This window comes from Paraburkholderia sp. RCC_158 (assembly GCF_041355255.1).
GTDB lineage: Bacteria > Pseudomonadota > Gammaproteobacteria > Burkholderiales > Burkholderiaceae > Paraburkholderia > Paraburkholderia graminis.
Genome location: NZ_JBFUPM010000018.1, coordinates 1 through 13176, shown reverse-complemented (window position 1 = coordinate 13176; position 13176 = coordinate 1). Strand labels below are relative to the sequence as shown.

At 60.7% G+C, this 13176-nt stretch carries 12 protein-coding genes and 1 pseudogene; 11 read left to right on the top strand and 2 right to left on the bottom strand.

The window, feature by feature from the left end; genetic code table 11:
- Positions 1 to 32 precede the first annotated feature (32 nt).
- Complete coding sequence (gene rpoD, locus AB6809_RS27010) at positions 33 to 2456, top strand: RNA polymerase sigma factor RpoD (RefSeq protein ID WP_371027536.1); 2424 nt, start codon at positions 33 to 35, stop codon at positions 2454 to 2456.
- A 570-nt stretch (positions 2457 to 3026) separates the two neighbouring features.
- Here rpoD and nhaR read toward each other — a convergent pair.
- Positions 3027 to 3923: a transcriptional activator NhaR gene (gene nhaR / locus AB6809_RS27005; RefSeq protein ID WP_006047663.1), complete on the bottom strand. Its 897-nt coding sequence runs from the start codon at positions 3921 to 3923 to the stop codon at positions 3027 to 3029.
- 233 nt (positions 3924 to 4156) lie between these two features.
- Between nhaR and AB6809_RS27000 the strand changes: the two genes are divergently transcribed.
- From AB6809_RS27000 to AB6809_RS26970, 7 genes are all read left to right on the top strand, one after another.
- A complete protein-coding gene (locus tag AB6809_RS27000; protein ID WP_029971453.1) occupies positions 4157 to 5131 on the top strand; it encodes a Tim44 domain-containing protein in 975 nt (324 codons plus the stop codon).
- A 332-nt stretch (positions 5132 to 5463) separates the two neighbouring features.
- A complete protein-coding gene (locus AB6809_RS26995) occupies positions 5464 to 6654 on the top strand; it encodes an aminotransferase class V-fold PLP-dependent enzyme (protein WP_029971454.1) in 1191 nt (396 codons plus the stop codon).
- 297 nt (positions 6655 to 6951) lie between these two features.
- Entirely contained in the window at positions 6952 to 7785 is an 834-nt protein-coding gene (locus AB6809_RS26990) for a transporter substrate-binding domain-containing protein (RefSeq protein ID WP_006047666.1), read from the top strand.
- Positions 7786 to 7825: 40 nt separating this feature from the next.
- Positions 7826 to 8542: an amino acid ABC transporter permease gene (locus AB6809_RS26985; protein WP_006047667.1), complete on the top strand. Its 717-nt coding sequence runs from the start codon at positions 7826 to 7828 to the stop codon at positions 8540 to 8542.
- 22 nt (positions 8543 to 8564) lie between these two features.
- Positions 8565 to 9215 carry an amino acid ABC transporter permease gene (locus tag AB6809_RS26980; RefSeq protein ID WP_006047668.1) on the top strand — a complete coding sequence of 217 codons (651 nt, stop codon included), beginning with the start codon at positions 8565 to 8567 and terminating at the stop codon, positions 9213 to 9215.
- Positions 9212 to 9964 carry an amino acid ABC transporter ATP-binding protein gene (locus AB6809_RS26975; RefSeq protein WP_006047669.1) on the top strand — a complete coding sequence of 251 codons (753 nt, stop codon included), beginning with the start codon at positions 9212 to 9214 and terminating at the stop codon, positions 9962 to 9964. The genes AB6809_RS26980 and AB6809_RS26975 overlap by 4 nt, the downstream gene beginning before the upstream one ends.
- An 89-nt stretch (positions 9965 to 10053) precedes the next feature.
- Positions 10054 to 10815, top strand: coding sequence for an IclR family transcriptional regulator (locus AB6809_RS26970; RefSeq protein ID WP_029971455.1), 762 nt, complete (start codon positions 10054 to 10056; stop codon positions 10813 to 10815).
- A 3-nt stretch (positions 10816 to 10818) separates the two neighbouring features.
- Here the strand turns inward: AB6809_RS26970 and AB6809_RS26965 are convergent, their stop codons facing one another.
- Entirely contained in the window at positions 10819 to 11328 is a 510-nt protein-coding gene (locus AB6809_RS26965) for a GNAT family N-acetyltransferase (protein WP_029971456.1), read from the bottom strand.
- 348 nt (positions 11329 to 11676) lie between these two features.
- Here AB6809_RS26965 and AB6809_RS26960 point away from each other — a divergent pair.
- The 3 genes and pseudogenes from AB6809_RS26960 to AB6809_RS26950 form a co-directional block, all read left to right on the top strand.
- A pseudogene (locus AB6809_RS26960) lies at positions 11677 to 11772 on the top strand (MFS transporter); the annotation flags it as partial.
- Between the two features lie 75 nt (positions 11773 to 11847).
- The gene (locus tag AB6809_RS26955; RefSeq protein WP_029971457.1) at positions 11848 to 12552 is read left to right on the top strand and encodes a hypothetical protein; all 705 of its coding nucleotides are present in this window, start codon (positions 11848 to 11850) and stop codon (positions 12550 to 12552) included.
- A 167-nt stretch (positions 12553 to 12719) separates the two neighbouring features.
- Positions 12720 to 13040, top strand: a complete 321-nt coding sequence (locus tag AB6809_RS26950) for a pyrimidine/purine nucleoside phosphorylase (protein WP_371027535.1) — start codon at positions 12720 to 12722, stop codon at positions 13038 to 13040.
- The last annotated feature ends 136 nt before the right edge of the window (positions 13041 to 13176 follow it).

Below are 13176 nucleotides of genomic sequence, written 5' to 3'. Positions count from 1 at the left end.
GGTTTTCCTAGCAAAGGCGAAAAGGCGATGCGATGGCAAAGACTGCAGGTGGAAAGAGCAAAACAGGCCCACGCTCCACGGAGCAGACCGCAAAGGTCGCCTCGGCCAAGTTGGTTTCTTCTACCCGGAAGGTGTCTGCTGCCAGCGTGACACCGGCTGCCAGGAGAAAATCATCGACCACTTCGCCCGCGCAAGCGGAGCCGGCAGGCAAGGCAAAAGGAGTGGCAACGGCGGTCACGAAGACGGCGCAAGCCGTACCGCCTCCGGCTGCGAGGCGGCCGGGTGTCAGAAGCGCAAGGGAAGCGGCTGTCGCGCAGGACGATGCGGCAGTGCGCGAGACTCCAGTATCCACGGTTCAACCGGCTGTTGTCCACCAGCCGCGAGTCGAGACTACAGCCGGTACGGCGAACTCCATGACGAAAAAGCTGAATGAAGTACCCGTCGATGACGACGCAACCCAAAGCGAAGAAACCCCTGTGGCCGCTCCCGGCAAAGTGGAAAAGGCCAAGGCTCGCGACCGCCGTGCGAAAGAAAAGGCGCTGCTGAAAGACGCGTTTTCGTCGTCGCAGCCCGGCACGGTCGAGGAACTGGAAGAGCGTCGTTCGAAACTGCGCGCGCTGATCAAGCTCGGCAAGGAGCGCGGCTTCCTCACGTACGCTGAAATCAACGATCACCTGCCGGACAACTTCACCGAGACCGAGGCGATCGAAGGCATCATCAGCACGTTTAACGACATGGGCGTGGCTGTCTACGAGCAGGCGCCCGATGCCGAAACGCTGCTGCTGAACGACAATGCTCCGGCCGCTTCGTCGGACGACGAAGTGGAAGAGGAAGCCGAAGTCGCGCTCTCCACCGTCGACTCCGAATTCGGCCGCACGACCGACCCCGTCCGCATGTACATGCGCGAAATGGGCACGGTCGAGCTGCTCACGCGTGAAGGCGAAATCGAGATTGCGAAGCGGATCGAAGACGGCCTGAAGCACATGGTGATGGCCATCTCCGCGTGCCCGACCACGATCGCCGACATTCTGGCCATGGCCGAGCGCGTCGCGAATGAGGAAATCCGCATCGACGAACTGGTCGACGGCCTGATCGACGCCGACGCGGAAGACGCGGACGGCTTCTCGGTGCAGGAAGCGGAAGCGATCGAAAGCGAAGACGAGGAAGAAGAGGAAGAGGACGAAGAGGACGAGGAAGAAGACGACGGCACCGCGCAGGCCACGGCCAACGCAGCGCAAATGGAAGCGCTCAAGCGTGCGTCGCTCGAAAAATTTGCCCTCATCAGCGAATGGTTCGACAAGATGCGTCGCGCGTTCGAGAAGGAAGGCTACAAGTCCAAGTCCTATCTGAAGGCGCAGGAAACCATCCAGAACGAGCTAATGACGATCCGCTTCACCGCGCGTACCGTCGAGCGTCTGTGCGATACGTTGCGCGCGCAAGTGGATGAAGTGCGTCAGGTCGAGCGTCAGATTCTGCACACGGTCGTCGACAAGTGCGGCATGCCGCGCGCCGAATTTATCGCGCGTTTCCCGGGTAGCGAAACGGATCTCGAATGGGCCGACAAGATCGTCAGCGAAGGGCATCCGTATAGCGCGATCCTCACGCGGAACATTCCGGCCATTCGCGAGCAGCAACAACGTCTGCTGGATTTGCAGGCGCGTGTTGTGTTGCCGCTGAAGGACCTGAAGGAAACCAACCGTCAGATGGCGGCGGGCGAACTGAAGGCGCGTCAGGCCAAGCGCGAAATGACCGAGGCGAATTTGCGTCTCGTGATTTCGATTGCGAAGAAGTACACGAACCGCGGTCTGCAGTTCCTCGACCTGATTCAGGAAGGCAACATCGGCTTGATGAAGGCGGTGGACAAGTTCGAATATCGTCGCGGCTACAAGTTCTCCACGTATGCAACGTGGTGGATTCGCCAGGCCATTACGCGTTCGATCGCGGACCAGGCGCGCACCATCCGCATTCCGGTTCACATGATCGAGACGATCAACAAGATGAACCGCATCTCGCGTCAGATCTTGCAGGAAACCGGTCTCGAGCCGGACCCGGCAACGCTGGCCGAGAAGATGGAAATGCCGGAAGACAAGATCCGCAAGATCATGAAGATCGCGAAAGAGCCGATCTCCATGGAAACGCCGATTGGTGACGACGACGATTCGCATCTTGGCGACTTCATCGAAGACACGAACACGGTCGCGCCCGCAGACGCCGCGTTGCATGCCAGCATGCGCGATGTCGTGAAAGACGTGCTCGACTCGTTGACGCCGCGTGAAGCCAAGGTGTTGCGCATGCGCTTCGGTATCGAGATGAGCACCGATCACACGCTCGAGGAAGTCGGCAAGCAATTCGACGTCACGCGTGAGCGGATTCGTCAGATCGAGGCGAAGGCGCTGCGCAAGCTGCGTCACCCGAGCCGGTCCGACAAGCTGAAGTCGTTCCTTGAAGGGAACTGATCGACGCGATTGTCTGAAGCGTTGTTAGCGGCACATGATGTTGAAGGGGCTTCCCGGTCGTTTCGCAAAAGCGAAGCGGTTGCGGAAGCCCATTTTTCATGTAGTCGGCCAGTCAGAAGGCGGGCCGCACGCGAAGCCCTTCGTTGTTTGCATCCGATACGGTAAAATCCCGAGTTCTCAGGGCCTCTAGCTCATGCTTGGTTAGAGCAGCGGACTTAGCAAAGGCTCACCTAAACCATGCAGCTTGGCATGGTGAGTCGTGAATGGGTTGCCTTGGGGTAAGTTAGCTCTGCCCCGTGGTAGAACTGCTCAAATTCGGGGAAACCTCTGCTGCTCGCAGCGTGGCAATCCCGAGCGAAGCTCTCTTTGAGAGAACGTGTAGAGACTGAACGGGCAGGTCGTAAAGACAAGAGACAGTCCAGACCACAAACCCGAAAGGGGCGGCGAAAGCCGTAGCTGGTTAGCATAATCCGTTGGTGCCGTGTTCGACTCACGGGAGGCCCACCAAACATTTCGAAAGCCACTCATCGCGAGTGGCTTTTTTCTTGGTGCGTGCCTGCGCGTTGCCGTCTACGCATTGAACAGTTCGCTGCGCGCGGCGTCGATGATCATCGCGACAGCCGGATGACTGATGCGGCGCTCGATCGAGATCGCGAAGAATTCCTCGACGATCGTGTTGATCTGGCCGACCGTGGTCAGTTTGTGTTCCGCCTGCAACTGCGCCTCGAGCACGGTCGGCGCGAACAGCAGACCGCGGCCTTCGCGGCCGAACGCGAGGGCCATCGCGCCATCATCGAATTCGCCGACGATCCGCGGTGAAATCGCGCGCGACGCGAGCCAGTGATCCAGCTTGCGGCGCACCGCCGACTCGGTGCCGGGCAGCAACAACGGCAACTGACCGAGCGACAACGGGAAGCGTTTGCGAACGCCCTGCAGCAGCGACTCGGCGCCAAAGCAGCTTAACGTCGAACGGCCGAGCCGGTGATTGAACGCCTTGATGTTGACGTCGGCGGGAATGGGCGCATCGGCGATGATCAGATCGAGCCGGTGCACGGCCAGTTGCGCGAGCAATGCATGCAGCTTGCCCTCGTGACAGATCACGCGCAGCGACACCGGCGCGCTCAGCGCGGGTTCCAGCAGCCGGTAGGCGATTGCCTTCGGCACTGAGTCCGCGATGCCGACGCGAAACCGCGATTGCGTGCCGACCTCTTTCTCGCGGCGCACCGCGCTTTCCAGTTCCGAACCCAGCGAAAAGATCTCGTCCGCATAGTCGAGCGCGAGCCGTCCCGCGTCGGTGAGTTCGAGCGTGCGTCCGCTCTTTCTGAACAGCTTCTTATCCAGCGCTTCTTCGAGGAGCTTGATCTGACCGCTCAGCGTTTGCGGCGTGACATGCAGTTGCTCGCCCGCGCGCACGATCCCGCCCGCGTGCGCCGCGACCCAGAAGTAATACAGATGCTTGAAGTTCACGCGTTCCTCCGTCGATTCAGCAACGTTACGGTTTTTGCGAACGATCAGCAATAAAAATACGAATTTTCCGTCGTCTGGACTTCGGCTAGATTGAAGGCTCGCAGGTCGTACATTGCAAATTGCCGGCAGACCAGCGGCAAACATGGCGACCGAAGAAAATTACCGTCCGTAAGCTAGTCGCGTGTGAAGACGACGCGCGAGGCGGGCGCCCCGGTTCATCAAGAGAGGTTTATATGCATACGCAAGCCATCAATCAGTTCCGCCGTGTCGCCAGTAAGGTGACGCGCGGCACCGCGACGCTCGGTCTCGCGGCCGTGCTGGCGCTCGGCGCGCTGGCGGCCAACGACGCCGAAGCGAAGCGCGTCGGCGGCAGTCAAAGCATCGGACGCCAGTCGCAGATGGCGTCGCCGTCCGCTCCGGCGCAACGAGGCCAGCAGGCTCAGCCGGCGCAGCAGGCCGCGCAGGCGCCGGCCGCGGCGCCCGCGCGCAACCGTTGGCTCGGTCCGCTGGCCGGTCTCGCCGCCGGCTTCGGCATCGCCGCGTTGCTGTCGTCGCTCGGGTTGGGCGCGGGGCTTGCGCAAATGCTGTCGAACATGCTGCTGATCGGCCTCGTCGTGATGGCCGGCGTGATGCTGTTCCGCTTCATCGCTAATCGTCGTCGTCCGGATCTGGCTTATGGACAGGGCGCCGCGAGCCGGTCGCAGGGCAACGGTTCGCCGTTCCAGCACCCGAACCAGAACGGCCAGGCGCGGCCCGATACGAATTTTTTCGGCACGCAGCGCGCCGCGACGAATCCGGTTGCTGCAACGGGCGCATTCAGCGCGCCGTCGCAGCCGCTCGGGCTCGATCAGGCTGAACTGGTGACGTCGGCGAAAACCATGTTCATGCGTCTTCAACGTGCATGGGACGCCAACGAGCAGGGCGACCTGTTCGAGCTGACCACGCCTGAGATGTTCGCGCAACTCAAGCGCGATCTGGAGGGCCGCGGCAGCCAGCCGAGCCGCACGGAGGTGCCGCAACTCGATGCGGAAGTGCTCGGCGTCGAAAGTACGGCGGACGAAACGTTTGTCAGCGTGCGCTTCTACGGCCAGATGCGTGAGGACGATGCACCGACGGCGCAGCCGTTCCAGGAGGTCTGGAATATCGTCCGGAGCGCGCATGCCGGAGATACGTGGCGACTCGCCGGCATTCAGCAACTGGATCGTTAAGCGAGCGAAGCAACTACGCCTGACCGGATGCAATCGGTCGGGCGTGTCTGCGAGGGCGTGCATCTTTTGGTGCACGCCCTCGTCAAAAAGAACAACGTCAATCTATGCGCTACATGCGCGCCTCTCCTAATACACCGTTGTCGGCGGACCGCATCTGCCGCGGCATCGTCGGCAGCGGTCCCCACGGCACAACCTCTTTCCCCCGGCCGTAAAAACATTTTCTGCGTGCGGTTTTCGCCGCCTCAACGACGAGACACGCACCCGGTTACCGGCTAAGTTAACGTCGGCACCGAAAGACGCGCCCCGCGTCGCGCCACGCAGAGGACGAGCGAATGCATACGGACACTTTGAGCTTCACAAAAACCAACGCCGGAGTGGACTGGGCACGCGTGCGCGAGTCATACCCGAAGCAGCATCCGCTGCTTAATCTGAACAACGCCGCCGTGAGTCCGCCGCCGCTGGTTGTCGAGCAGGCGGTCATCGACGCCTATCGCTTCGTCAGCAAAAATCCGGACGTCAACATGTGGACCGGTCTGGATGCGAAGCTGCCGGACATCAAGCGGCAGTTGGCTGCACTAGCCGATTGCGCCGCCGACGAAATCGCGCTCAACCGGAACGCAAGCGAAGGCCTGAGCGTGGCGATTTTCGGCATTCCGTTGTCGGCCGGCGAGCGGGTGCTCGTGTCTCCGTGGGACTACCCGAGCGCACTTGGCGGCTGGCAGCAGCGGCAGACGCGCGAGGGTATTGTCGTCGACACAGCCGCGTTCGATCCGCTTGCAAGCGACGACGAAATCGTCGCCGCGTACTCATCCGCGATGCGTCCCGGCACGCGCGTGCTTCACCTGACGCATATGCTTCACTGGACCGGCAGAGTGCTGCCTGTCGGCCGCTTGTGCGCGCTCGCGCGAGAGCGCGGCATCATCACCGTCGTCGATGCAGCGCAGTCGTTCGCGCAGATGCCGGTGAGCTTCCGCGAACTCGGCTGCGATTTCTTCGTCACGAGTTTGCATAAGTGGCTCGGCGCGCCCGTCGGCAATGGCATGCTGATCGTCAATCGACAGCGCATACGCGAGACCTGGCCGCTGCTCGCTCCGTTCGATGCCGCGCCGGATGCCATCGACAAATTCGATCACTGGAATCTCGGCACCTATAACTCGGCGCTGCAAGCGGGCATCGAACCGGCGATTCGCTTCCATCAGGCGATCGGCGCCGCCAACATTCATGCACGGCTCGGCGCGCTGACCCGCTACTGGACAGCACGCGCCGCGGACATCGCCGGCTTACGCTTTCACACGCCGCTCGACACGGAAACGCTCGGCGCCGTGAGCCTCTTTTCTATCGAAGGCGTCGACGCCCTGCGCGTCGAGCGTACATTGCGGGAATCGTTCGCGATTCACGTCAAGTACCGTTGCGTCGGCGAGCTGCAAGGCCTGCGCGTGTCGCCGCATATCTACATGAACGAAGCGGACCTCGACATGTTCGTCGATGCCCTCCGCGCGGCCGTCAGGGACGCGCGCGCATAAATCGCCGCCTCGGCTAGCAGCAAACGGACGGGCGCTTTCGCGCCCCGTCCGCCATCGCCACCTTCCCCCGCCATCGCTGAGAATCCACCGCGCTCGACGGTGTATACCCCATTGCCAGCATTTTTTTCGCATGGAACACTGCGGCTATCTGCTGTGCCGGACACAATTCCGGTATATCAGACGACCACTTCAGCCGTGCGATCACTTCTGTCCCGCCAATAGCGGACATGCCGCGAAGACCATGCTGATCGCCGTTTCTTCCACGCACGAAGCTTTATCACCAGACCGGGATCGAAAATGAGATTTGTCAGGGAAAGCGCACGACTTGCCTCTTTGTTTGCCGTGGCCGCGTTGCTCACGCTCGTGGGCTGTACCAAGGTCGCGCCGCCGGAACAAAGCGCCGGAGCCGATTCGACGCTCAAGCAGGTCTTGCAGCGCGGCACGCTGCGAGTCGGCGATTGCCTGACCTTCGCGCCGTTCGGCTTCTACAACAAGGACGGCCAACCCGACGGTTACGACGTCGACCTCGCGAAAGAACTGGCGAAGCAGATGGGCGTCAAGCTCGAGGTCGTCAACACCACGAGCGCGAACCGCATTCCGAACCTGCAAACGAGCAAGGTCGACGTGGTGTTCTGCAACTTCACGCGCAACCTGGAGCGGGCAAAGGAAATCGCCTTCACGAATCCGTATGTGGTGGCGAGCGAGGCGCTGCTGGTCAAGAAGAGCAGCGGCATCAAGTCGATCAACGATATGGCCAATCGCACGATTGCGACAGTGAAGGGTTCGACGAACGGCGACGAAGTGCGCTCGCTGAACATGCAGGTCAAGATCCAGGAGTTCGACAGCTCGCAGGCCGCGATTCTCGCGGTGAAGCAGGGGCAGGCGGACGCCATGATCGAGGACAACAACTTTCTGGCCTATCAGGCATCGCTCGATTCGAATCTGACGGTCACCAACGAAGCGCTTGTGCCGCTGGAGTACAACGCGTTCGGCGTGAAGGCGGGCGATCAGGTGTGGCTCAATTACCTGAACCTGTTCCTCTTCAACATCAATGCGTCGAAACAGAATGCGCAGCTCTACAAGAAGTGGTTCGGAACAGAGCCGCGTTTTCCGCTGAATCCGCAGTACTGAATGCGCGCATGCAAGTTGTTGTTCGACGGACGGAGGAACCATGAGCTATGAATGGATAACCCTCGCGGGTTATTTGAACGATTTCGTTCGCGCGTCGTGGCTGACGCTCCAGGTCACGCTGCTGGCCTTCGTTCTGTCGATGGTGCTCGGCTTGCTGACCGCGCTGGCGAGCGCGTCGCGCGTGCGGCTGCTGCGAGGTATTGCGAGCGTTTATATCGAGGCGATCCGCAATACGCCCGTGCTATTACAGATCTTCATCGTGTTTTTCGGGTTGCCTTCACTCGGCATCACGCTCAACGCTTATACGGCAGGCGTGATCGCGTTGGGCGTGAACGTCGGCGCCTATCTCGCCGAGGTGTTTCGCGCGGGCATCCAGTCGGTGCCGCGCGGACAACTCGAGGCCGCGTCGATTCTCGGGCTCGAACGCTCGCAGATTTTCATGGAGGTTGTGTTGCCGCAGGCGGCGCGCGCGGTTTATCCGGCGATCGTCAACAACCTGATTCAGTTGCTGCTGGGCACGTCGCTTCTGTCGGCAATTGCGCTGCCTGAATTGAGCGGCACGGCGACTGTCATCAACGCTCGCACGCTGCTCTATATCCAGACGTTCACGATCACGCTGATTGCGTATCTGTTCCTTAGCAATGTGCTGTCGTGGGTCGCGGGCCAAATCGGCGTGCGCGTTTTTCATCCGCCGCTCGAAGTGAAGAAACGCACGCGGCGACTCTTTCTTGTCGCACGACAGGCCGATCGCACCTGATCGCTGAAACCGGAGACCGAACATGTCGAGCGAATTGTTAATGACGAGCCTCGCCATCCTGTTTCAGGGATTGCTCGCGACACTGCTGTTGTCCGCGGCGGCGATTGTCGGCGGAACGTTGATCGGCCTGCTCGCAGCGGTGCTGCGGTCGTTCGGGCCGTGGGGCACGCCGACCGTCGCACGGCTCTATACCGAACTGTTTCGCGGCACGCCGGTGCTCATCACGCTGATGTTCATCTACTTCGGCGTGTCCTACTTCGGCTACGCGATCGATGTCTTTGCCGCGGGCGTCGTGGGCCTGAGCGTCTATCAGGGCGCCTACATTGCCGAGGTGTTCCGCTCGGGCATCGAAGCCGTGCCGAAAGGCCAATGGGAAGTCGCGCAGATTCTCGGGCTCAGCAAGACGCAGGCGTTCTTCTCGGTGATCTTGCCGCAGACGGGAAAGATCGTGATGCCGCCGCTTATCGGCCAGTACTTATCGCTGATCAAGGACACGTCGATTGTGAGCATGATCGGCATGTCGGAATTGATGCATGGCGGGCAGGCCATCGTCGACCGGATCGGCAAGCCGGTTGAAATTTATGGACTCGTCGCCGTGCTTTATTTCATCGTGTGCTTTCCACTATCGCAGTGGGTGCGCCACCATGACCGAAGAAGGAGCCTGCTGTCATGACCACAGTCACTACGTCGAAGCCCATTATCAAACTCACGGGCGTCGGCAAGTCGTTCGGCGCCACGCAGGTCCTGAAGGAAATCGATCTCGACGTGCGGCCGGGCGAAGTACTCGTGCTGATCGGCGCATCGGGTTCTGGCAAGAGCACGGTGCTGCGCATCATGAGCGGCCTTGAAACAGCCGATGCGGGCGAAGTCTGGGTGAACGACGTGCCGCTTCACGATGCGCGTCGCGCGAAGGAAATTCGCGGGCACGTCGGCATGGTGTTCCAGCAGTTCAATCTGTTTCCGCATAAGACCGCGCTCGGCAACGTGACGCTGGCGCTCATCAAGGCGCGCAAGATGAATGCGGCCGACGCGCGTAAGCGCGGCATGGAAGCGCTCGACAGAGTAGGTCTCGCGGACCGCGCCGAACACTATCCGAGCCAGCTCTCCGGCGGCCAGCAACAACGTGTGGCCATTGCAAGAGCGCTGGCCGTCGAACCGGGCATCATGTTCTTCGACGAAGCCACGTCCGCGCTCGACCCGGAACTCGTCGGCGAAGTAACGGAAGTCATGCGCGGACTCGCGCGCGACGGGATGACGATGGTTGTCGTCACGCATGAAATGGGTTTCGCGCGCAAGACGGCCGACCGTGTCGTGTTCATGGATAAAGGCGTGATCGCGGAGCAAGGTGCGCCTGAGCAGATCTTCGTGAATCCGCAGAACGAACGCACGCGGCAGTTCCTGCATCGCGTGCTCGACCATTGAGGGGCCGCACGGCGCATCGCCCGCCGCATGCCAGACTCGCGTCACGTAACAGATACAGTGCGAACCCTATCGCTGACGGAGTTGAATGAATGTCTGCACCGGAATCAACCAGGGCCAGGGGAGTCGATCGCGTGATCGGCATTCTGAAGCAGTTGCATATTGCGCGACGCCCGATGACGATGCGCGAGCTGATCGAAGCGACGGGCGCGCCGCGCTCGAGCATCTACGAACTGGTGACCATGCTCACGGAAGCGGGCTGGCTCGAGACAACGCCCGACGGCAGCGTGTTCTTCGGCCGCGAGATGCATTACTACGGCGCCGACTATGCGGTTCACAATGACCTGATCAGCCGCGCGCACCAGGCGATTCTCGGACTCGTGCGAACCCACGACGAGACCGCGCAGTTGTGCATGCTCGAAGGCAACAAGTACACGGTAGTGCTGTCGGAGAACAGCTCGCGGCCGTTCAATATCAGTTCCGACATTGGCGTGAAGGTGCCGATTCCGTGGACGGCGTCTGGACGCCTGCTGCTCGCTCATTTGCGTGCCGACGAAATTCGCAGCCTGATTCCAGACGATGACTTCGTGCTCGACAACGGCAGACGCATTGACTTCGACGATTTCGTTCATGACGTGCAGCGCGCCGCCGAACAGGGATATTGCTGCACGGAAGGCTTGTCTCACACTTTCCGGCTCTGCATGGCCGCGCCGATACGCGACCGCACGGGTCTTCCCGTCGCGGCGCTGTGTTTCATGACGAGCCGCGATACCGATCCCGAGAAGCGCGCGACGATGCTTGAAGATCTGATCAGGTCGGCGAAGGCCTTGTCGCAACCTTATGTGCGGTTGTAGATCTCAGCGTGGTTCGAAGTGCAACGACATATGCACTTCGTCGTACCGCTTTCCCTCGACAATCATCGAGCCGGGCTCGAGTCCGAACTGTTTAAATCCGAGCGATGAATAAAGCCGGATAGCGACATCGTTGCATGCGTTGGCCGTGATATTGACTTGCGTAATGCCAGGCACGGACTGCGCGAAACGGATCGCCTCGCTGACGAGGGCTCTGCTCACACCGCGGCCTCTTTGTTCCGGTGCGACGTAGACGCCCCACACGAACGCCTTGTGGCGCAACTTGGTGTGGTTCTCGCGTCCGAGTCCTGCAATGCCTATTAGCTGCGTGTCGTCGAACGCGCCAAAAACTCCGCGGTCGTCCTGCTTCGTTAACTGCCTTTCGATGTCATCGGATGAACGATGCACTTCTTCTTCATAGCTCGACGCGAAAGATGTGGGCGTCTCCTTCAGTCCTGAAAGACGCAGGGCTTGAAAGGACTGCGCGTCGGATGGAACAAGTTGGCGAATGAGCAATTTGGCGGTCTCCGTGACGGGCGAAGAAGGTGTAGCAAAGCGCGACTGTTGAGCGGAAGAAAAATCCTCGTTGAACTCGTCTTCGCCGTGAACTTCAGGGCTTACTTTAAAGGATCACGAGTAATCTGCCGATAGCCAATGCGAGGCTCGCCATGTGATCCCTTGCATGGTGTGCACAGGCACTCAGGCACAATACGAGGCACGCGGCGAATTGCGTTGTTCTTCATCTGGCTTACGGGTAGTGGCAATGCGGCCGCGTTTCGAATCTCCTTCAGGAGCTATTCAAATGGAAACGAGCATCACAGTCATCGCAGCCGCGCTTGCCTTCGTGGGCAGTCACTTCGCGCACACACGTTGCTCGGCGGCCTGGTTGTGTGGCTTGCCGCTACGTGGGCGCATATTCCGCTTTCGGGCTTCGCGGCAGGCATCTGGCGCTGGCTTTAAGTCGGACGCAAACATCGATTCTAATGGTTACGATACATAGATGATTCGTCATCCGAACAGTTTAACGCGCGAGATATGCTGATCTCCTATTTCTCCAGCGGCGATGCGATTCGCAGTCGGCGCGTGAGCGACGTAGTACTGTCGGGCGTCGTCGATATACCCATGCCCCCGCAGCGTGTGCTGATGGATTGGGAAAGAGAAACGTCGTCGCGCATGAACCTGGAACCCGGCGACGTCGAGGCGATGCCTTTCGCGCGAACGCGCGTGCGTTGGCCAGACTACCCGCGTTGCGTGCAGGCGATGTCGGACTGGACGCACTCACTCGGATTACCCGGCGTGCTGGCCTCGAGCGACGTCGCGTTGATGGCGTGCCGCGGCGCAAGGTATCACCACGACGCCGAGCAGTATGGCGGCGCGGCGTTCTGCAATCTCTTCCTCACCGAAGACCAGGGCTTCGACGTGCATTTCGCGGCCACAGGTCAGCGTATTCCGTTGACGCGCGGCACGGCGCTGATATTCGACACCGGCCAGCCCCATGGCGTGATCCGTCGCGACAGCAGAGGTTTTAATGCGAGCGACTTCACGCTGGATCAGCATTGCGTGCAGATCTTCCTGACGTGGGAGCTTCCTATCGAAGACGCGCATGTGGCGCGCGCGCTTCACATTGACTTCGACGTTGCTGCATTGCCCGCCTCGCATCCAGACACAGAGCAAGTGTTGCTGGACGGCGAACCGGTAGTCGTATGCGAGGAGTCTGGCCGCTGGCGCCGGGCCGACTGATCCGCAGCGCGATGCGCATGTCGTTGCACGGCCGCGCTCGCCTGTATCATGGCGGGCTTGCGTCCGACCGCACGCTTGCGTCGATGGTCGGCGCAAAATGCATACAGCAGCGCTGCCGCCACGCGGCGCACGCGCATTCTTTCACGACGACTCACAGGAACACCGCCATGACGGCCGCTACTCAATTCGATCAGGTTTCCGTTATCAAACGCGCCAACGTCTACTTCGACGGCAAGTGCGTGTCGCACACCGTTCTGTTCGCCGACGGCACGCGCAAGACGCTCGGCGTGATCCTGCCCGGCACGCTGAACTTCGGCACCGACGCGCCGGAACTGATGGAAGTGCAGGCGGGCCAATGCCGCATCCGCCTCGAAGGCAGCGACGAGTGGAAAACCTATACCGCGGGGGAGTCGTTTTCGGTGCCGGGCAAAAGCCGTTTCGACATCGACGTGATCGAGACGCTCGATTACGTTTGCAGCTATCTGTAAGCGCGATCGAGCGACGTCATAGGGAAGAATGAAGATGCTGGAGTCCCGGAACAGGACTCCAGCCAACGCAGCGATGCGTGCGTCGATGCGTGCGTGTCAGACAGTGCGGCGAACCATCAATTCCTTGATCTTGCCG

Coding starts and splice junctions, on each gene's coding strand:
- AB6809_RS27000 (WP_029971453.1), top strand. CDS start 4,157: ATGCATACGCAAGCCATCAATCAGTTCCGCCGTGTCGCCAGTAAGGTG.
- AB6809_RS26950 (WP_371027535.1), top strand. CDS start 12,720: ATGACGGCCGCTACTCAATTCGATCAGGTTTCCGTTATCAAACGCGCC.
- AB6809_RS26970 (WP_029971455.1), top strand. CDS start 10,054: ATGTCTGCACCGGAATCAACCAGGGCCAGGGGAGTCGATCGCGTGATC.
- AB6809_RS26990 (WP_006047666.1), top strand. CDS start 6,952: ATGAGATTTGTCAGGGAAAGCGCACGACTTGCCTCTTTGTTTGCCGTG.
- AB6809_RS26975 (WP_006047669.1), top strand. CDS start 9,212: ATGACCACAGTCACTACGTCGAAGCCCATTATCAAACTCACGGGCGTC.
- AB6809_RS26955 (WP_029971457.1), top strand. CDS start 11,848: ATGCTGATCTCCTATTTCTCCAGCGGCGATGCGATTCGCAGTCGGCGC.
- AB6809_RS26995 (WP_029971454.1), top strand. CDS start 5,464: ATGCATACGGACACTTTGAGCTTCACAAAAACCAACGCCGGAGTGGAC.
- AB6809_RS26985 (WP_006047667.1), top strand. CDS start 7,826: ATGAGCTATGAATGGATAACCCTCGCGGGTTATTTGAACGATTTCGTT.
- AB6809_RS26980 (WP_006047668.1), top strand. CDS start 8,565: ATGTCGAGCGAATTGTTAATGACGAGCCTCGCCATCCTGTTTCAGGGA.
- rpoD (WP_371027536.1), top strand. CDS start 33: ATGGCAAAGACTGCAGGTGGAAAGAGCAAAACAGGCCCACGCTCCACG.